This window comes from Nocardioides jensenii JCM 1364 = NBRC 14755 (assembly GCF_001552535.1).
In the GTDB taxonomy this organism is placed as follows: domain Bacteria; phylum Actinomycetota; class Actinomycetes; order Propionibacteriales; family Nocardioidaceae; genus Nocardioides; species Nocardioides jensenii.
Genome location: NZ_BCRJ01000015.1, coordinates 1 through 17,238 on the forward strand (window position 1 = coordinate 1; position 17,238 = coordinate 17,238).

Sequence of the window (17,238 nt, forward strand, 5' to 3'; positions counted from 1 at the left end):
CCCCGCCTCAGCCGCCGCTCGCTCTTCGGAGCCGCCGCCGCGACCCTCGGCGCCGCAGCGGTGGTGGGCACGGCCAGTGGCGCCGCACTGACTCCCTCGGACGCCGCCGCGGCCGCCGGCCCCGGTGGGCTCCCGAAGGAGCTGACGAACGCGTTCCGCAAGCCGGGCACCGCGAGCGCGGCCGGCTTCCGCTGGTGGTGGCCACACGGGCTGGTCGACCCGACCGAGATCGCCCGCGAGGTCGACCAGGTCGCGGACGCCGGGTTCGGCCACCTCGAGGTCGCGGACGTGACCCACAGCCTCCGGGCGCGCGACATCGAGATCGACGTCGCGACGTACGGCTGGGGCACGGCGCCCTGGATCGCCGGTGTGAAGGCGGCGCTGGCCCGAGCAGCCAAGCGTGAGGTGCGCGTCGACATCACCGTCGGCCCGTCCTGGCCCGCTGCCGTTCCCACCATCACCCCCGACGACGACGCCGCCTGCACCGAGCTCGTGCACGGGCAGGCCGAGGTGCCCGCCGGGACGACGTACGACGCAGCGCTGCCCGAGCCCGTCGTCGAGGCTGAGTCGTCGGTCACCCGCGCGACGCTGGTGGCCGTGCAGGCGCACCGGGTGACCGGCCATGTCCGAGACCGCAACGGCGTCATCACCAGCACACTCCTCGCTCCGGAGTCCTGGATCGACCTGACCGACTCCGTCGACGGGGATCACCTCCGCTGGACCGCCCCCGCCCAGCCGGCCGGGGCCACCTGGGTGGTCCTCCCGACCTGGCGTCGCGGGTCCGGTCAGGAGCCGGAGGCCGGTCCGCACACCTCGCCGCGCGCCTATGTGGTCGACCACTTCAGCCCCCTGGGTGCGCAGGCCGTCATCGACCTGTGGGAGCAGCGGGTGCTGGACGGCGAGCTGCGGGCCCTCCTGCGCGCGGCCGGTGGCAATCTCTTCGAGGACTCCCTGGAGATCGAGACCGAGGCGACGATCTGGACACCGAGCTTCCTCGACGAGTTCCGGAAGAGTCGCGGCTACGACCTGCTGCCGTGGCTGCCGTTCGTGCTGGAGAAGAAGGAGAAGTACCAGTTCTCCCTGGCCGCCTCCGACGGCACGACCGTCGACAACCGTCGCACCAACGAGATCCGTGACGACTACAACCAGGTGCTCTCCGACCTCTATCTCGACGGCCACCTCCGCCCGGTGCAGGAGTTCGCCCGCACCCTCGGACTCGGCATCAGGATCCAGCCCTACGGGCTCGAGACCGACACCATGCAGCACGCCGGCATCGTCGACGTCCCGGAGACGGAGTCACTCGGGTTCAAGAACCTCGATGACTACCGGATCATGGCCTCGGGCCGTGACCTCGCCGGCCACCGGCTCCTGTCCTGCGAGGCGATCTGCTACAACGGCGCCGCCTACAACACGTCGTGGGGTGCCAACAGCGTCAGCCCGACCGCGCAGAACCAGGCACTGTTCACCATCAACAGCATCTTCGCGGCCGGGGTGAACCGGCTGATGATCCACGGCTTCCCCTACGCGCAGGCACCGGACGTCACGTGGCCCGGGTTCGCCGCGTTCTCGCCGTACTACAACAACGCGATCGGCTTCGGCGAGGCGTGGGGACCGCGAACCCCGCAGTGGGAGCACGTCCCCGGCATCGCCGCCTACATCGCCCGCACCCAGTTGGTCCTGCAGACCGGGACACCGACGTACGACGTCGCGTTCTGGCGGCACAAGGGCTGGGCCTCGACGGGCATCGGTCCGCAGTGGATCACGAACAACGGCACCAAGCTCGGGTGGTCGCACTCGTTCATCAGCGCCTCGTTGCTGGAGTTCGACGGGGTGCAGGTGCGCGGCGGACGACTCGCACCTGACGGGCCGGCCTACAAGGCGCTGGTCATCGGCCCCGACTCGCTGCGCGGCAACGCCTTCACCCTGGACATCGACGGCGCGAAACGGGTGCTGGCCCACGGCCGGGCCGGGCTGCCGATCGTCCTCATCGGCGACTGGTCCGCGGTCACGCCGGTCGGGCGTGACGACGAGGCGGCGACAGCGGAGGTCCGCGGACTCGTCGCCCAGATCGCTGCCCTGCCGACCACGCGGAGCGTTCCCGAGACGGAGGTGGGCAACGCGCTGGCCGCGCTCGGTGTCGTCCGCGACGTCGAACACGCCGATTCCACGCTCATGCACGTGCGCCGTGTCGAGGGCGACCTCGACCTCTACTACCTGGCGAACGCCCGGCATGCGGAGAACCGCCGGCTGAAACCTGTCGCCCAGGACGTCTGGCTGACCGCGACCGACCCGACGGCCGTTCCGTGGCTGCTCGACGCGTGGACCGGCGAGGTCACCAGGGTCGCCGCGTTCGAGCGCTCCGGCGACAGGGTCCGGGTGCGCGTCGACCTCGTGCCCGGCCAGTCGACCGTGGTCGCACTCGGAGCTCCCGGCAAGGGTGTCGCACGCTCCGTGCTGCCGGTCTCGACCGTCGGCCAGAGCGTCGTCGCACGCGGTGCGAACGCGGCGCTGCGCAGCACGACTGCCGGATCCTTCGACCTCACGCGCACCGACGGCTCGACCGCGAGGGTCGAGATCGACCGGGTCCGCGGCCCGCTTGTCCCCACGGAGTGGTCGCTGGAGCTCGAGGACTGGGCGCCGGCGGATCCCGCGAACCCGACGGACCTCCGGACCAGCAAGGTGCGGCGCACAGTCGACCTCCCGGCGCTGCAGTCGTGGTCGACGGTCGCGGGCTTCGAGGACGTCTCCGGCATCGGGCGCTACCGGACGACCATCGACACGGGCACCGACTGGACCGCCGACCACGGTGCCTGGCTGGAGCTCGGCGAGGTCAACGACACCTTTCTGGTGCGAGTCAATGGCGAGGCGTTGCCTCCGTGCGACCCGCTCGTGGCGACGATCGATCTCGGCCGGCGGTTGATCAGCGGTCGCAACGAGATCGAGGTCGAGGTGGCCTCGACGCTGCTCAACCGGTTACGTGTCGTGACCCCGGCCGTCTACGGTGCGGCCACCCGCCAGAACTATGGTCTGATCGGGCCGGTCCGACTGGTGCCCTACGTGGAGAAGGTTGTCTCCGCCTGAGCAGACAGGCGAGGATGGCGAAGCGAGACCGATGACAGACAGGAGGAGGCCACTGATGCGCGTCGCCCTGATGGTCACCTGCGTCAACGACGCGATGTTCCCCGACACCGGCAAGGCCGTGGTGACGCTTCTCCGCCGACTCGGCGTGGACGTGGAGTTTCCCGAGGCCCAGACCTGTTGCTCGCAGCCGATGGTCAACACCGGCTACCTCGACGAGGCCGTGCCGGTGGTCCGCACCTGGGTGGAGGCCTTCTCGGGGTACGACGCCGTGGTCACCCCGTCCGGATCGTGCGCCGGCACGTGTCGCCACCAGCACGGCATCGTGGCCCGCCGCTCCGGCGACGCAGGACTGGTCGAGGCGGTCGCTCAGACCGGACCACGCGTCCACGAGCTCAGCGAGTTCCTCGTCGACGTCCTCGGGGTCACCGACGTGGGCGCCTACTTCCCGCACCAGGTGACCTATCACCCGACCTGTCACTCACTACGCATGTTGGGTGTGGGCGACCGCCCGCGGCGTCTGCTCGAGGCCGTGCGGGGGCTGCGTCTGGTGGACCTGCCGAGCGCGGCCGAGTGCTGTGGTTTCGGTGGCACCTTCGCGATGAAGAACGCCGACACCTCGGTCGCGATGGGCTCCGACAAGGCACGGCACGTGCGCGAGACCGGGGCCGAGGTCCTGGTCGCGGGCGACAACTCCTGCCTGATGCACATCGGCGGCGTGCTCTCGCGCCAGCAGGCCGGCGTACGTGTGATGCACCTGGCCGAGATCCTGGCCGCGACCGAGACGGACACGACGGAGCCTTCGGCCATGCTCGGCAAGGGAGTGGCCACGTGAGTGCCACGTTCGTCGGTATGCCGGCCTTCCCCGAGGCTGCGCGTGCGGCCCTGGCCGACCCGCAGTTGCGGCACAACCTTGCCCACGCGACCGACACCATCCGCAGGAAGCGGGCCTCGGTGGTCGCGGAGATCCCCGAGTGGGAGGAGCTGCGCCTGGTCGGGGCAGCTGTGAAGGATTCAGCACTCCGCTCGCTGGACACCCACCTCGTCGAGCTCGAGGAGCGGCTGGTCGCCAACGGCGCCGTCGTGCACTGGGCGCGCGATGCCGCGGAGGCGTGCGCCATCGTCGCCGAGGTGGCCACGCGTCACAGCGCCGAGGAGGTGGTCAAGGTGAAGTCGATGGTCACCCAGGAGATCGGGCTCAACGAAGCCCTGGCCGCCCAGGGCATCGCCGCCTGGGAGACGGACCTGGCCGAGCTCATCGTGCAGCTCGGGGACGACCTGCCCAGCCACATCCTGGTGCCGGCCATCCACCGCAACCGCGCCGAGATCCGGGAGATCTTCCGGACCAAGATGGCCGCCGCAGGCCGTCCGGCACCCGATGACCTGACCGACGACCCCGCAGCCCTGGCCGGCGCGGCACGTGAGCATCTCCGCGAGAAGTTCCTGCGCGCGAAGGTCGCCGTCTCGGGCGCGAACTTCGCCGTCGCAGAGACCGGAACCCTCGTCGTCGTCGAGTCGGAGGGCAACGGTCGGATGTGTCTGACCCTGCCCGATGTCCTGGTCTCGGTTGTCGGCATCGAGAAGGTGCTGCCGACCTGGGAGTCGCTCGACCCGATGATGCGGCTGCTGCCGCGTTCGTCGACCGGTGAGCGGATGAACCCCTACACCTCCACCTGGAGCGGAGTGACTCCCGGTGACGGACCGCAGGAGGTGCACGTCGTGCTCCTCGACAACGGCCGCACCAACGCTCTCGCCGACGACGTCGGACGCCAGGCACTTCGTTGCATCCGCTGCTCGGCCTGCCTCAACGTGTGCCCGGTCTACGAGCGCACCGGCGGCCATGCCTACGGCTCGGTCTACCCGGGCCCGATCGGCGCCATCCTCAACCCACTGCTCAAGGGCACCGGCGTCGACGAGCAGACCGACTCGCTGCCCTATGCGTCGTCGTTGTGCGGAGCCTGCTTCGAGGCCTGCCCGGTGCGCATCGACATCCCGGAGGTGCTGGTGCACCTGCGCACGAAGGTCGTCGACTCCCACCGTGGTGACCGGGTGCTGAAGCCGGAGGCGGTGGCGATGAAGGCGGCCGCGTTCGCCTTCAGCGATGCCCGACGTCTCGCGCTGGCCGAACGCGCCTCCGGGCTCGCCGGCCGGGTGATCGGCAGATGGGGCAAGACCCGGCTTCCCGGTGGCCGACCCGCGGCCGGGCGCATCCCGGGCCCCGGCGCGGCGTGGACCTCCGCACGGGACATGCCGGCACCGCCGAAGGAGTCGTTCCGAGCCTGGTGGAAACGTACGTCGGGAGGGCGCTCATGAGTGCTCGCGACGAGATCCTCGGCCGAGTGCGTGCAGCACTGGCCGACGTCGACACGTCCGCTGACGTCGCTGTTCCGGCGGCGCCACGAAGTGCCGCGCCGCCCGGCGATGTCGTGGAGCTGTTCCTCGAGCGGGTGGCCGACTACCGCGCGGTCGTCGAACGGTGCTCGGTGGCCGACCTCGTCGAGCGGGTCCGAGCCGCGCTGCCGGAGGGTGGGCGGGTCGTCGTACCTCCTGGGCTCGAGATCGAGATCGTCGGTGCGGTGGCCGACGACCACCTCTCCGCCGCCGAGCTCGATGCCGTTGACGCGGTGGTCACCGCAGCCCGGGTCGGGATCGCGGAGACAGGCACGATCGTGCTCGACCACCAGCCCGACCAGGGTCGTCGTGCCCTCTCGTTGGTTCCCGACCACCACGTCTGCGTGGTTCGTGCCGACCAGATCGTGCCCGACGTGCCCGACGCGGTCACGATGCTGGACCCGTCGCGACCACAGACCTGGATCAGCGGGCCGTCGGCCACGAGTGACATCGAGCTCGACCGGGTGGAGGGCGTGCACGGGCCGCGGGTGCTCCATGTGATCGTCGTCGACCCGTGACCAGCCCTAGGCGATGAACCCGATCACCATCACCAGCGGCAGTGAGACCACGGAGCCGACGGTGGTGGCCAGGGTGAGGGTCTTGAAGGTGCCCTTCGTCGAGAGGCCCATCAGGGCCTTGAACATCCAGAAGAAGTTGCTGTTGACGTGCAGGGCGAACATCGCGCCGGAGGCGATTGCCAGCCCGACCGCCACTGGGGCGATGTCGAGGGTGCTCAGCACCGGACCGATGATGCCGGCCGCGGCGAGCGCACCGACGGAGACCGATCCGATGGCCAGGTGCAGCACGGCGGCGATCACCCAGGCCAGCAACAGCGTGAGGATGATCGGTGCGCCGTGGTCGGCCGAGAAGAGACCGGACAGCACGTCCTTCAGGTCGGTGGCCTTGATGACCTCGCCGAGCGAGCCGCCCACACCGGTGATCAGCAGGATCTCGCCTGAGGTGTGGTAGCCGGCGGTCATCGCGGTCTCGGTCGCAGCCTGGCCGCGTGCCATCCGCGACATCACGTAGGCCAGGACGAGGCCGATGAACATGGCGACGTTCGCGTCGCCGAAGAAGGCGATGTAGGCGTTGGAGAAGTCGAGGACGTCCTCGCTGGCGAAGGCGGCGAACGCGATCAGCAGCAGCGGGACCAGGATCGGGAGGAAGAGCACCGCGAGCGGCAGGTTGCTGTCGGTGTCCCCGGACTCGTCCGCGGCCTCCTGCTCGGCCATCGCCTCGTCGACCTCCTCGTCGCTCGATGAGTCCCAGAACCCCATCTTGAACAGCAGGCTGACGACGACCGTGGTGATCGCCGCGGTGGCCAGGGCCAGGACGACGCCGTAGGGCAACCAGGTGCCGAGGCCGATGCCGAGCTTGCCGGTGATCAGCAGGACGGCGAGACCGGGGACCATGAACACGTAGCCGGAGAAGATGCCGATGGCGACGGCCGAGGCCATCTTGGGCAGGCCTCGGGAGCCGATGCTGGGGGCAGTGGAGCGGGCCACGGGCGAGGCCAGCACCACCTGCACGTCGACGTAGATCGAAGGCATGATCGCGGCCAGGATGCTGGTCATCGCCAGCGGCATGCGGCCAGCGCCCACCCGCCGAACCAACGCCTGGACCAGCCGACGGAAGGCGCCTGCCTCGTGGAGCAGGGAGCCGATGACGACGCCGAAGCCGATCAGCAACCCGACCTCGAGCATGATCCCGGCGAACCCGGCGGTGATGGTCTTCACGGTCGTGGCCATGCCGAGGCCGTTGGCCAGGCCCATGTAGGCAGCGCCGGCGATCAGTGAGATGACCGGGTCCACCTTGGCCGCGACGATCAGCGCCACGACCCCTGCGATCGCGATGACGGTGTGGATGACGACCCAATCCATGGTGTGCTCCTTCTCTGGTCCATCCCTGGCGCGGTTCTCGGCACCGGGCTCTGGTCGAGTCTCGGAGGTCGTGTGGCGCGCGTCACCATTGCGTGCATTAAGTTCACGTCAGACAGTCGCGCGCACTGCCCCGGAGGAGGTCGAGACGATGTCGCTGGCTCGGCAGGTCCTCTGGCTGCAGCTGCTCCTGGTCGTGCTTCTGATCGCACCCCTGGCGACGCTCGCGGTGCTGCAGGCCCAGGACCAGGCCGATGATCGGACCCGCGCCGTGGTCTCCGGGATTGCGGTGTCGATCGCGGAGGACCCGAGCGTGCGCGAGCGCGTCGAGTCGTCGGACCCGACGGCCGAGCTGCAGCCGTACGCATCGGCCGTCGAGCGGCTGACCGGCGTGGACTTCGTCGTGATCATGGCGCCGGACCGGACCCGATTCACCCATCCGACCGAGCGGGAACGAGGTCGCGACTACATCGGCTCGATCGACGAGGCCCTGGCCGGGAAGGTGCACACCGAGGAGTTCCGAGGAACGCTCGGGCCCTCGATCCGGACCATTGCTCCGGTCGAGGACGAGCACGGGAACGTGGTCGCCCTGGTGTCGGTCGGCCGCACCCGCGAGCGCATCGGTGACCAGGTCCGTGACCAGCTCCCGTGGATCGCCGGGGTCATGCTCGGTGGGCTGGTCGTCGGTGTTGCCGGTGCGTGGCTGGTCAGCCGTCGGCTCCGCCGCCAGACCGCCGGGTTGGGCGAGCGCGACCTGCGAGCCATGTACGACCACCATGACGCGGTGCTGCACTCGATCCGGGAGGGCCTGCTGGTCTATGACACCGACGGGTCGGTCGCCCTGGTCAACGACGAGGCACGACGACTGCTGGATCTTCCCGAGGGGAAGGTCCGGGTCGAGGACCTGCCGCCGTCGTTGCGGCAACCGAGACAGGAACCGATCGCCGACGAGGTGCACCTGACCAGCTCGCGGGTCCTGGTGGTCAACCAACAGGCCGTGGAGGGCGGTGGGGGTCCGCGTGGACAGGTGGTCACCATCCGCGACCGCACCGAGCTCGAGGCCATGCTGGGCGAGCTGGACTCCGTTCGCAGCTTCGCCGAATCCTTGCGCAGCCAGGCCCACGAGAGCTCCAACCGGCTGCACACCATCATCACCATGATCGAGATGGGAAGGCCCGCCGACGCGGTCTCGTTCGCCACCCAGGAGCTGGACCTGTCACAGACCCTGATCGACCGGCTGGTGCGCGACATCGACGAGCCGGCACTCTCCGCACTGCTGCTCGGCAAGGCCAGCACCGCCGACGAGCGCGGGGTGCGGTTGGTGATCACCGAGGACTCCGAGCTCGACTCCGTCGAACCACTCAGCTCGGGGGAGGTGGTCACCCTCGTCGGCAACCTGGTCGACAATGCGCTCGACGCGGCCGGGACCGGGCCCGACGCCGTGGTGACGGTGACGGCACGACGCGACGAGGCGGGCCTGCTGATCCGGGTCGCCGACAGTGGCACCGGAATCACGGAGGAGGCGTTGGGGCACGTCTTCGATCGTGGCTTCTCGACCAAGGGCGCCGGGCGTGGGCTGGGGATGGCCTTGGTGGTGCAGACCGTACGACGCCACGACGGCACCATCGTCGTTGACCGCGATCCGTCGGTCATCGAGGTCCGCATCCCGGGCGAGGAGCGGGCATGATCCGGGTGCTGGTCGTCGAGGACGAGGAGCTGATCGCGGAGGCGCATCGCACGTTCACCGAGCGCGTGGAGGGCTTCACCTGCGTCGGTGTGGCGGGCACGGTCCGCGCGGCGGTGCAGGCGTTGCAGGCACATCAGGCCGCGGGGCAGCCGGTCGACCTCGTGCTGCTCGACCTCGGTCTCCCCGACGCCAGCGGCATCGAGGTTGCCGTCGCCAGCCACCACCTCCGACCCGCGCCGGACATCATCGTGATCTCGGCCGCGCGAGATCTCGCCGTCGTGCGAGACGCGGTCTCACGTGGCGCCGCCCTGTACCTGCTCAAACCGTTCACGTTCGCGTCGTTCCGCGAGCGACTGGAGAGCTATCGCACCTTCCGTGAGTCGCTGATCGGGCCGGGGGCCCGCACGGTGATCTCGCAGGCGGACGTGGACCGCGCGGTCGAATCGCTCCGGGCGCCCGCCTCGAGGGGAACCTCGGCGAAGGGGGCGGCCGTGGAGACCAGTGCCGCGATCGCCCGACACCTCCGTGACGCCGGCGACGGGCAGACAGCGGCGGAGGTGGCGAGCAGTGTGGGGGTCTCACGAGTGACCGCGTGGCGCTACCTCGAGCGGCTCGCCGACGACGGTCTTGTCACGCGGGACACCGAGTACGGCCGCGCCGGGCGCCCGCAGGTGCGCTACAGCTGGACCGGCTGACGCGCCACGGTCAGGCCGTGGCGACCGGGCGGAAACCCGAGCAGAGCACGCGCACCCAGGTGAAGCGGTCGCCGTCGGTGCGGTAGTACGCCTGCTGTTCGACCAGGTGCGAGCCGTCGGGAGTCTCGAGCTCGAACCGGTAGCCCATCCGCTCGGTGTCCACGATGGTGGCGGCCTCGAGCAGGTGGACCGCGATCACGCGGTCCTGCTCCTCGAACCAGTGGTCGAGGATGATCGCGGTCACCTCCTCGGGGGTGTGCGCCTCCCACTGGCGCCCCGGAGTGAGGGCACGGAAGTCGACGTCGGCGACGAACAGGTCAGCCAGCTTCTCCCGGTCGCGGGTCGCGATCGCGGCCGTGAACGCAGCGGCGTGCGTGGGCATCGGGCCTCCCTTCCCTGACTCAAGGCTACCGAGCGGACCGTCCCCAAACATCGTCAAAATGCGGTTGTTCTCGGGGCAGGTCGCCTTCTGCGAGCCGTTTCCGCAGGGTGGAGACGTGGTAGACACCCGCCATGGGATTCAACTTCGCCATCGGGTCACTGGCCGACACCTCCCTCGACGATCTCGCCGTCCTCGGCATCACCCCCACCGGTGCCACCACGTCCGGTGACCTGGCCCTCGACGAGGGCGCTCCCCATGTCGCGGTCCGCGACGGTCAGCTGGTCTTCGCCTGCCTCGGCCCGGAACTGCTGGACCTGGTCCAGGAGGTCGCCAAGGCGCGTGGCGTTCGTGGGGTGACTGTCGTCTTCGCAAGCACGGCCGACGTCCACGTGCTCTGGATCGGCGAGGGCGAGCGGGAGCGGATGCTGGTGATGGAGAACGGTGAGGTGGTCGACACCGTCGGCGCGCCGTGGCCGGAGGAGGAGGCGGCGTTCGCCGACGAGGAGTTCGAGGCGGACGCGCTCGCCGTGACGTTCGCACGGCTGACCGGTGTGGAGCTTCTTGACGAGCGGTGGTTGGAGGGGACCTTCCACGAGCTCGACTGCGGGAGCCTGGCCGACAACGGTCCCGAAGCAGCGGTCGACCTCGAGCCGGGCACCGATCAGACGATCGAGGTGGACCGCGGAATGCTCGATGCCATGGCCGTCGTACAACGCGCGGGCGCGGTCGTGATGGGTCTCCTGGGGCTGGCCGTGGTTGCCGAGCTCGTGTTCACGGTGCTGGCCGTCGCCCGCGACGAGTCGTTCGGTGTGCCACTGCCGCACCTCGTCTTCGCCGTCCTCGCCCTGCTGACCGTGGTCTCCGGACGCCTCGACTCGGGACGGCTGGCGTGGACCGCAGCCTCCGCCGGTGTGCTGGTGGTCTCGATCATCGCGACCGGCATCTTGCGCGACCACCACGTGGTGGTGCTGTCGGCGTACGCCCTGTATCTCGCCGTGGTGATCGGTGCCCTGGTGTGGCATGCGCGGCAGGTCAAGGCCGTGCGAGCGATGCTGCCCGGCTGACCCGCGCGCCACGGTCGTCCGGCTCGATTCCGGGGGAGGGGCACGCGGGCCGTAGACTCACCGCCCGTGGCACTCACCATCGGAATCGTCGGGCTCCCCAATGCTGGCAAGTCGACGCTCTTCAACGCACTGACCAAGAACGACGTCCTCGCGGCGAACTACCCGTTCGCGACGATCGAGCCGAACGTCGGGGTGGTCGGCGTCCCCGACGAGCGCCTGCCGAAGCTCGCCGAGGTGTTCGGCTCCGCCAAGCTGCTGCCCGCGACGGTCGAGTTCGTCGACATCGCCGGCATCGTGGCCGGCGCGTCGCAGGGTGAGGGACTGGGCAACAAGTTCCTCGCGCACATCCGCGAGTCCTCGGCGATCTGCCAGGTGACCCGGGTCTTCCGCGACGAGGACGTCACCCATGTCGACGGCAAGGTCGACCCCGGTTCCGACATCGGCACCATCCAGACCGAGCTGATCCTGGCTGACCTGCAGACGGTCGACAACGCCCTGCCGCGGTTGGAGAAGGAAGCACGGATCAAGAAGGACGTCGCGCCGAAGGCGGAGGCGGTGAAGGAGGCCAAGGCCGCCCTCGAGGCCGGTACGCCGATCATCGCCACCAAGATCGACCGCGACCTGATCCGCGAGCTCTCGCTGCTGACCGCGAAGCCGTTCATCTACGTCTTCAACTGCGACTCCGACGAGCTCGGCGACGAAGAGCTGAAGGACAAGATGCGCGCTCTCGTCGCGCCCGCCGAGGCCATCTTCCTCGACGCGAAGTTCGAGGCCGAGCTGGTCGAGCTGGACGATGACGCCGAGGCCCGCGAGATGCTGGCAGAGATGGGCATCACCGAGCCCGGCCTCGACAAGCTGGCCCGGGTCGGCTTCGACACCCTCGGCCTGCAGACCTACCTGACCGCCGGACCCAAGGAGACGCGGGCCTGGACGATCCCGAAGGGCGCCACGGCGCCCGAGGCGGCCGGGGTCATCCACACCGACTTCCAGCGCGGATTCATCAAGGCCGAGATCGTCTCGTTCGACGACCTCATCGGCCTGGGCACCATGCAGAAGGCCAAGGAAGCCGGCAAGGTGCGCATGGAGGGCAAGGACTACGTGATGGCCGACGGCGACGTCGTTGAGTTCAGGTTCAACGTCTAGCGTCATTGACGCGACGCGTCATGGCCTGGTCGAGTGATCACGTCGTGAGCAACAAGGACGCGGAGCGACTGCGGTGGCGTGAATGCGTGCGGTCGATCGATCCTCGAATCCACCGAGTCGCAGTGCGTCACCTCGCGGTGACCTTCTTCGAGTAGGCCGACGCTGGCGACCCGCCCTTGGCGTTGTGGGCGACGACCCGGAACCTGTAGGAGCCCGTCGGGAGCCTGAACCTGTACGCGCGGGCCGTGGCCGAGACCGGTCCCGAGACCCTCGAGCTGACCACCCTGCCCTCCACGATCTTCGAGGCGATCACCTTGTACGACGTGATCACAGCGCCACCGTTGGTCAACGGAGCCGCCCAGCGGGCGGTGGCGTTGACCGGCGTCCCAGCCTTGCCCGATGACGGACTACCGATCCTGGGAGCCGATGGTTTGAGAGCCACCAAGACCCTGACGGTCCGACCCGGGGCTGTTCCTGGGAGCTCGGCGTCCATCTGGGGAACCAGCTTCACCGTGTGGTGGCCGTACGTCGAGAATGTCTTCGTGAAGCTCCGCACTGCCGCGGTCTGCGGGAGGATCTGGTCGTCGATGGTCAGCAACCAGTAGCGCAGGTAGGCGTTCCCGGGGTTCGTGGCAGGCCTCCAGCTGATGGTGGCCTTCAGGCCGCTGGTGGTCACGGTGATGGCAGGCGCCGTGGTCGGGATCCAGCTCGCGACATGTCGGTTCAACGTCGTCGGGACTCCGCCCCCGGCGGCGTTGAGAGCCGTGACTGCGAGGTTGACGTCGTGGCCGCCCTGCACGGTGATCGCCCTCGACGTGGTGCTTGCGGGGACCTCGACCGGTCCTCCCTCGATCCCGCTGATCCGGTAGCCGGTCGGTGCCGGTCCAGATGACGGGGCCGTCCAGGTCAGCGTGCCAGCGCTCTTGCTGGTGGTCAGGTTGATCGATGCAGGAGCGTTCGGTGCGGCGCCGTTCGATCCCGCGCAGCCGGTGATCGAAAGCTTGTAGGTGCCGACGCTGCCGTAGTCGGAGTAGCCGGTGGCGAGCGGACTGCCGTTGCCGACGCCGTCGACCTTGACGTAGTAGGTCCCCGGCCCACCGCTCGGTGAGATCGTGTCCGCGTCCATGCCGCTCGCGATCCGGTGGGCAAACCCACCGACGATGACCTGGCCCGACGGCTGGTCCGAGTATGCGACCAGTGCGTCGTTCGTCGTCCGCAGGTCGACGCGCAGATCGAGACCGCTGCCCGCACCGCTGCCGACGGCTCCCACCGAAGGCGCTGCAACGCACGGGCCGACCTTGAAGTAGTCGACGTCGCGACTGGTGATGATGCCGTCGACCGTGTAGTCGGTCCGTGCTCCCAGGCTCGTCGCGGAAGCTGCGGTGTTGCCGGCGTCGTCGGGCAGCAGCGGCAGGCCGGTGGCGACCATGGTCGCGAAGTCGTCCTGCTTGTTGGTGGCGTTGGCGTAGTCGCCGTTGCTGAACTGGAGGATTCCGTTGAAGCCGGAACCCATGATCGGCGTCCAGGCGCCCTGGCCTCCGTAGTACTCCTCACCGGGGCTGGTTCGTCCGTCGTGGTTCAGGCCGAGAGTGTGCCCGATCTCGTGGGCGGTGACGGTGGCCGTGAGGAACGCGTTCGGCTGCTTGCGCACCCAGATGGGCTCCTTGGAGTCGGTCCCCGAATCGGTCGGATCCGCGAACTGCCCGAAGACGGCGATTCCGGCGCAACCGGAGCAGATCGGGCTGGAGTCCGGGTCGTTGCTGAACAGGACGTGGTCGCCGTAGGTGTCGTCGGCGATGCCGTCGCGGTGGTAGGCGGCGGGGCCGGTGTCCTCGGTGGTGATGTCGACGTCGTACGCCGCGTACATCTCGGCGACGATCCGCCAGACCTCTTGGACGTGGCTGTGCTCGTCGGCGTTGAAGGTGCCCAGGTCGCCGTCGATCGAGAACCCGTCGTACTGGCCGTTGGGGATCCCGAACGCAAAGTTCCAGTACGTGTTGCTGACGTCGGCACCGTCGAAGTCCAGGAAGATCGTGTGCTTCGAGGTCGGCCGGCTGTGCAGGGTGAAGGTCTGAGCCTCGGGCAACTGGGCTCGGGCCACTCCTGTCGGCGCGGCGCTGGGTTGCGTGGGGAACGTGTCGGCGTAGACCAACTGACCACCCGGCACCACGTTGGCGGAGTCGTCGGTGGTCAAGATCCGGCGGAGCTCGCTCGGGCTCAGTCCGGAACGACGGGCAGCGTCATCGAGCTCGTCACCGAGCCGGTCGATCGCGGCCTCCCCGGACAGGCCGGGTCCCGTCGAGCGGTCCGTGTCTGCCGCGGCCGTCCCCGCGAGCGTGCCCGGACCCATGGAACCGAGGACGAGAGCAGACAGAGATGCTGCGGCTACGAGCCGCGCGAAGGCCATGGGGTGAGTTTGTGCGTCCGACGCCGGTTTCGCAGCCCTTTGGGAATCTCGTGGTTCGTGGGCATGACCAAGGGCGGGGCGCTCGCAGGAGAGACTGGGGTCATGGTGACCGTCGCGCAGATCAACCTCGTCGTCGCGGACCTCGAACGGAGCCGCGCCTTCTACGAACGCCTGGGGCTCTCCTTTCGCGGCCGGAGTCGACACGGCGAGTCTCCGGCCGAGGCCTGGGTCTCGACCAACGCCGGCATCCCGCTGGTGCTGCACTCGACCTCGTTCGCCTCGTGGTGGGACCGGTCCGAACCCCAGCCGTCCGCGGGCGGACCGCAGGTGGATCTCGAGATCGATTCCGTGGAGCGGCTGGAGGACGTGGCCGCCGGACTCGAGGCCCTTGGCGCGACCATGGTCAAGCCGCCCACCGACATGCCGTGGGGGCAGCGGTTCGCGATCGTTCTCGACCCCGACGGACACCGGGTCGGGCTGAAGGCGTCGCCCTAGCTTGAGCCGGCGCTGCGCTTCATCGCCGGCGCGCCCGTTCGCCTGGGCTCAGTCTCCCGGTCTCCGGGTGGGACAGCGCAGCCTGCGTACGAGACTCGCAGACGGCGAACGCGAACGCCCCCAGCACCACTGCACCCGCACTTCCTGACAGCACGACACCGGGCCGGAACCAAGCGGGAAGGTCGGCGAACATCTCACCGGCAGTGAAGATCACGCCGATGAGCATCACCACCGTCAGCAGGATCCCGCCCACCGTGACCACCGCACTGCAACCGGCCAGGACTCTCCACGCTCGTGCGCGCAGCGCTCCGGGTCCCTCGGGACGAAACGGTTCCAAGGCCCTCCTGACCTCGTCAGGCCACCGGATGACGAGCACGTCGTCCAGATCGTCTGGATCGAGCCTGGCATGGCGGAAGCCGATGGTGTGTCCGACCAGGCTGCGACCGCTTCCGGACATCGACAGCGGGCACGTGACCCTCCGGTGGATGACTCCGTGTCCCGGTGCCTCGGCCCTGATGATGAGCGTGTCGGGCCCCTGCACCTCGCCGGGGCTGTCCTCGATCGCTCTGTCGATCAGGCCGACTGCGACGTGCCCCTCGGCGAACCGTGCCTCTGTCGACCCGGGGCGGCGCTTGCCGGAGTATCGGAAGCGGATCGCCCGCCCGAGCCAGTGATCGCCTGACCCCGACGAGTCCCCGGATCCCCACCGATCCGCGCCCGCGTCTTCAGGGTCCGGACCCCGGCCCATCCACTCCTCGGTCTTCCGGTTCACTCCGAGAACCCCCACTTCGAATCCTCGCCCAGGAACGGCGATCCCGGTGCAGGTTCGAGCGGTCCACCCTCGCCGCCGATTCGGACGCCGTCGAGGACGTAGCCGGCCCGCCGGACCTCCTCGTGGGCCTCGGTGAGGAACACGACCGAGTCCGCGAGGTTGGGGTCCAGGAAGGCGTAGACCTCCCACGTGGTGCCGGGTGCGAACCTGTCGATCCAGGTCTCGTCGGGGCAGTCGGCGAGCTGCGCGTGGTGCTTGTGCCCGTCGACGCCCCGGTACCGGAGGAGGAGCGTGTGCCCCTCGTCGTCATCGGCGTTGAGAACCACTCGCGCGGTGCGCGGTGTCCGGTCGAGCGCAGGCAGCGGGCCGCGCGTCGCCTTGTGCAGCACGACGAGCATGTGGATCAGCAACGCCGCGGTGAGCACGGCGGCTCCGACCCCGCCCCACATGAGAACGGGTCGTCCCCACCCGGTCCAGGACAGCCACAGCACCATGGCACCGAACACCCCGCAGCCGCCGAACACGACGACGGGGATGGCCCAGTCGTGCCGGATGAGGAAAGGTCCTCTGGGACCGGTGCCGACGAGGAGTTTCTCCGCGATGCGTTCGAGGAGAGGCTCTCTGCGTTCTGGCCTGGTCATGTTTGCGCCCCCTTCGCCTGCACACCGGCGACCCCGTCGAAGAGCACACTGTACTGATCCTCACCGCCGCGGGTGCGTGATGACCTCGTCGAGACGGCAGACGGTAATGTCGACCAGATCATGGCCTCGGACCGAGGCACTGCGAACATCAGGGGAGCCATGTCGAACGACGCCACCATCGATCTCATCCGCGCCCTGGTCGACGGCATCGACGGTCCGTCGTCGGTGACGGACATGCGAGGACCGGTCGAGGCTTGGGACTCGTTCGCGATGGTGCTGGAGTTCGGTGATGGCGTTCGCAGCGCGCATGGCTACGCGTACTCCTCCGACGCCATCACCGCCGTGGCATGCGAGTGGCCCGGCATCGAGTCGGCGGTGCGCGCCCACCTGGAAATTCATTACGAGCCCGGCGAGCCGTTGCCCTTGAAGATCCTTGTGCAGTTCGACCGCGTGACCGGCAAGTACGAGGTGACCTTCGAGGACTCTGATGAGGAACGATGGGCAGTCACACCGCGGAACTTCCGGGAGATGCGCGAACAGCTGCGCCCGGAGTTCGCCTGACAGAGTGACGCTCGAATCGCCGGGGGATCGCCGACGGCGACAACC

Annotated in this window: 15 protein-coding genes; 10 read left to right on the forward strand and 5 right to left on the reverse strand. The window is 69.1% G+C overall.

The window, feature by feature from the left end:
• The 4 genes from NJ4_RS06135 to NJ4_RS06150 all read left to right on the forward strand — a co-directional run.
• A partial coding sequence (locus NJ4_RS06135) for a glycosyl hydrolase (RefSeq protein WP_067431740.1) occupies window positions 1-3,081 on the forward strand: 3,081 nt, incomplete at its 5' end.
• Window positions 3,082-3,136: 55 nt separating this feature from the next.
• Window positions 3,137-3,913, forward strand: a complete 777-nt coding sequence (locus NJ4_RS06140; protein WP_067431743.1) for a (Fe-S)-binding protein — start codon at window positions 3,137-3,139, stop codon at window positions 3,911-3,913.
• Between the two features lie 17 nt (window positions 3,914-3,930).
• Window positions 3,931-5,391, forward strand: a complete 1,461-nt coding sequence (locus NJ4_RS06145; protein ID WP_067431837.1) for a lactate utilization protein B — start codon at window positions 3,931-3,933, stop codon at window positions 5,389-5,391.
• Complete coding sequence (locus NJ4_RS06150; RefSeq protein ID WP_067431747.1) at window positions 5,388-5,987, forward strand: LutC/YkgG family protein; 600 nt, start codon at window positions 5,388-5,390, stop codon at window positions 5,985-5,987. The genes NJ4_RS06145 and NJ4_RS06150 overlap by 4 nt, the downstream gene beginning before the upstream one ends.
• A gap of 6 nt (window positions 5,988-5,993) precedes the next feature.
• On the opposite strand, the gene NJ4_RS06155 is transcribed toward NJ4_RS06150, so the two are convergent.
• Window positions 5,994-7,349, reverse strand: coding sequence for a GntP family permease (locus NJ4_RS06155; RefSeq protein ID WP_067431750.1), 1,356 nt, complete (start codon window positions 7,347-7,349; stop codon window positions 5,994-5,996).
• 148 nt (window positions 7,350-7,497) lie between these two features.
• Between NJ4_RS06155 and NJ4_RS06160 the strand changes: the two genes are divergently transcribed.
• Together NJ4_RS06160 and NJ4_RS06165 are read left to right on the forward strand one after the other, a co-directional pair.
• Window positions 7,498-9,033 carry an ATP-binding protein gene (locus tag NJ4_RS06160; RefSeq protein ID WP_067431753.1) on the forward strand — a complete coding sequence of 512 codons (1,536 nt, stop codon included), beginning with the start codon at window positions 7,498-7,500 and terminating at the stop codon, window positions 9,031-9,033.
• Window positions 9,030-9,728, forward strand: a complete 699-nt coding sequence (locus NJ4_RS06165) for a response regulator (protein ID WP_067431756.1) — start codon at window positions 9,030-9,032, stop codon at window positions 9,726-9,728. Before NJ4_RS06160 ends, NJ4_RS06165 begins: the two co-directional genes overlap by 4 nt.
• A gap of 10 nt (window positions 9,729-9,738) precedes the next feature.
• On the opposite strand, the gene NJ4_RS06170 is transcribed toward NJ4_RS06165, so the two are convergent.
• A complete protein-coding gene (locus NJ4_RS06170) occupies window positions 9,739-10,110 on the reverse strand; it encodes a hypothetical protein (RefSeq protein WP_067431758.1) in 372 nt (123 codons plus the stop codon).
• A gap of 131 nt (window positions 10,111-10,241) precedes the next feature.
• Here NJ4_RS06170 and NJ4_RS06175 point away from each other — a divergent pair, with 131 nt between their 5' ends.
• Both NJ4_RS06175 and ychF read left to right on the forward strand, forming a co-directional pair.
• A complete protein-coding gene (locus NJ4_RS06175; protein WP_067431761.1) occupies window positions 10,242-11,174 on the forward strand; it encodes a hypothetical protein in 933 nt (310 codons plus the stop codon).
• A 66-nt stretch (window positions 11,175-11,240) separates the two neighbouring features.
• Window positions 11,241-12,317, forward strand: coding sequence for a redox-regulated ATPase YchF (ychF, locus tag NJ4_RS06180; protein WP_067431764.1), 1,077 nt, complete (start codon window positions 11,241-11,243; stop codon window positions 12,315-12,317).
• A 127-nt stretch (window positions 12,318-12,444) separates the two neighbouring features.
• On the opposite strand, the gene NJ4_RS06185 is transcribed toward ychF, so the two are convergent.
• The gene (locus tag NJ4_RS06185; RefSeq protein WP_067431767.1) at window positions 12,445-14,667 is read right to left on the reverse strand and encodes a zinc-dependent metalloprotease family protein; all 2,223 of its coding nucleotides are present in this window, start codon (window positions 14,665-14,667) and stop codon (window positions 12,445-12,447) included.
• 159 nt (window positions 14,668-14,826) lie between these two features.
• Between NJ4_RS06185 and NJ4_RS06190 the strand changes: the two genes are divergently transcribed.
• Window positions 14,827-15,219: a VOC family protein gene (locus tag NJ4_RS06190; protein ID WP_169799220.1), complete on the forward strand. Its 393-nt coding sequence runs from the start codon at window positions 14,827-14,829 to the stop codon at window positions 15,217-15,219.
• Between the two features lie 19 nt (window positions 15,220-15,238).
• Here the strand turns inward: NJ4_RS06190 and NJ4_RS06195 are convergent, their stop codons facing one another.
• Together NJ4_RS06195 and NJ4_RS06200 are read right to left on the reverse strand one after the other, a co-directional pair.
• On the reverse strand, window positions 15,239-15,991 hold the full coding sequence (locus tag NJ4_RS06195) for a hypothetical protein (RefSeq protein WP_217996783.1): 753 nt from the start codon (window positions 15,989-15,991) through the stop codon (window positions 15,239-15,241).
• Complete coding sequence (locus NJ4_RS06200; RefSeq protein WP_067431772.1) at window positions 15,988-16,632, reverse strand: hypothetical protein; 645 nt, start codon at window positions 16,630-16,632, stop codon at window positions 15,988-15,990. The genes NJ4_RS06195 and NJ4_RS06200 overlap by 4 nt, the downstream gene beginning before the upstream one ends.
• A gap of 159 nt (window positions 16,633-16,791) precedes the next feature.
• On the opposite strand from NJ4_RS06200, the gene NJ4_RS06205 reads away from it, so the two are divergent.
• Complete coding sequence (locus NJ4_RS06205) at window positions 16,792-17,193, forward strand: hypothetical protein (RefSeq protein ID WP_157550819.1); 402 nt, start codon at window positions 16,792-16,794, stop codon at window positions 17,191-17,193.
• Window positions 17,194-17,238 lie beyond the last annotated feature (45 nt).

What these genes read in the sequence shown, in the direction of transcription:
- NJ4_RS06140 (WP_067431743.1), top strand. Translation starts at nt 3,137, where the DNA reads ATGCGCGTCGCCCTGATGGTCACCTGCGTCAACGACGCGATGTTCCCC.
- NJ4_RS06145 (WP_067431837.1), top strand. Translation starts at nt 3,931, where the DNA reads ATGCCGGCCTTCCCCGAGGCTGCGCGTGCGGCCCTGGCCGACCCGCAG.
- NJ4_RS06150 (WP_067431747.1), top strand. Translation starts at nt 5,388, where the DNA reads ATGAGTGCTCGCGACGAGATCCTCGGCCGAGTGCGTGCAGCACTGGCC.
- NJ4_RS06155 (WP_067431750.1), bottom strand. Translation starts at nt 7,349, where the DNA reads ATGGATTGGGTCGTCATCCACACCGTCATCGCGATCGCAGGGGTCGTG.
- NJ4_RS06160 (WP_067431753.1), top strand. Translation starts at nt 7,498, where the DNA reads ATGTCGCTGGCTCGGCAGGTCCTCTGGCTGCAGCTGCTCCTGGTCGTG.
- NJ4_RS06165 (WP_067431756.1), top strand. Translation starts at nt 9,030, where the DNA reads ATGATCCGGGTGCTGGTCGTCGAGGACGAGGAGCTGATCGCGGAGGCG.
- NJ4_RS06170 (WP_067431758.1), bottom strand. Translation starts at nt 10,110, where the DNA reads ATGCCCACGCACGCCGCTGCGTTCACGGCCGCGATCGCGACCCGCGAC.
- NJ4_RS06175 (WP_067431761.1), top strand. Translation starts at nt 10,242, where the DNA reads ATGGGATTCAACTTCGCCATCGGGTCACTGGCCGACACCTCCCTCGAC.
- NJ4_RS06185 (WP_067431767.1), bottom strand. Translation starts at nt 14,667, where the DNA reads ATGGGTCCGGGCACGCTCGCGGGGACGGCCGCGGCAGACACGGACCGC.
- NJ4_RS06190 (WP_169799220.1), top strand. Translation starts at nt 14,827, where the DNA reads ATGGTGACCGTCGCGCAGATCAACCTCGTCGTCGCGGACCTCGAACGG.
- NJ4_RS06200 (WP_067431772.1), bottom strand. Translation starts at nt 16,632, where the DNA reads ATGACCAGGCCAGAACGCAGAGAGCCTCTCCTCGAACGCATCGCGGAG.
- NJ4_RS06205 (WP_157550819.1), top strand. Translation starts at nt 16,792, where the DNA reads ATGTCGAACGACGCCACCATCGATCTCATCCGCGCCCTGGTCGACGGC.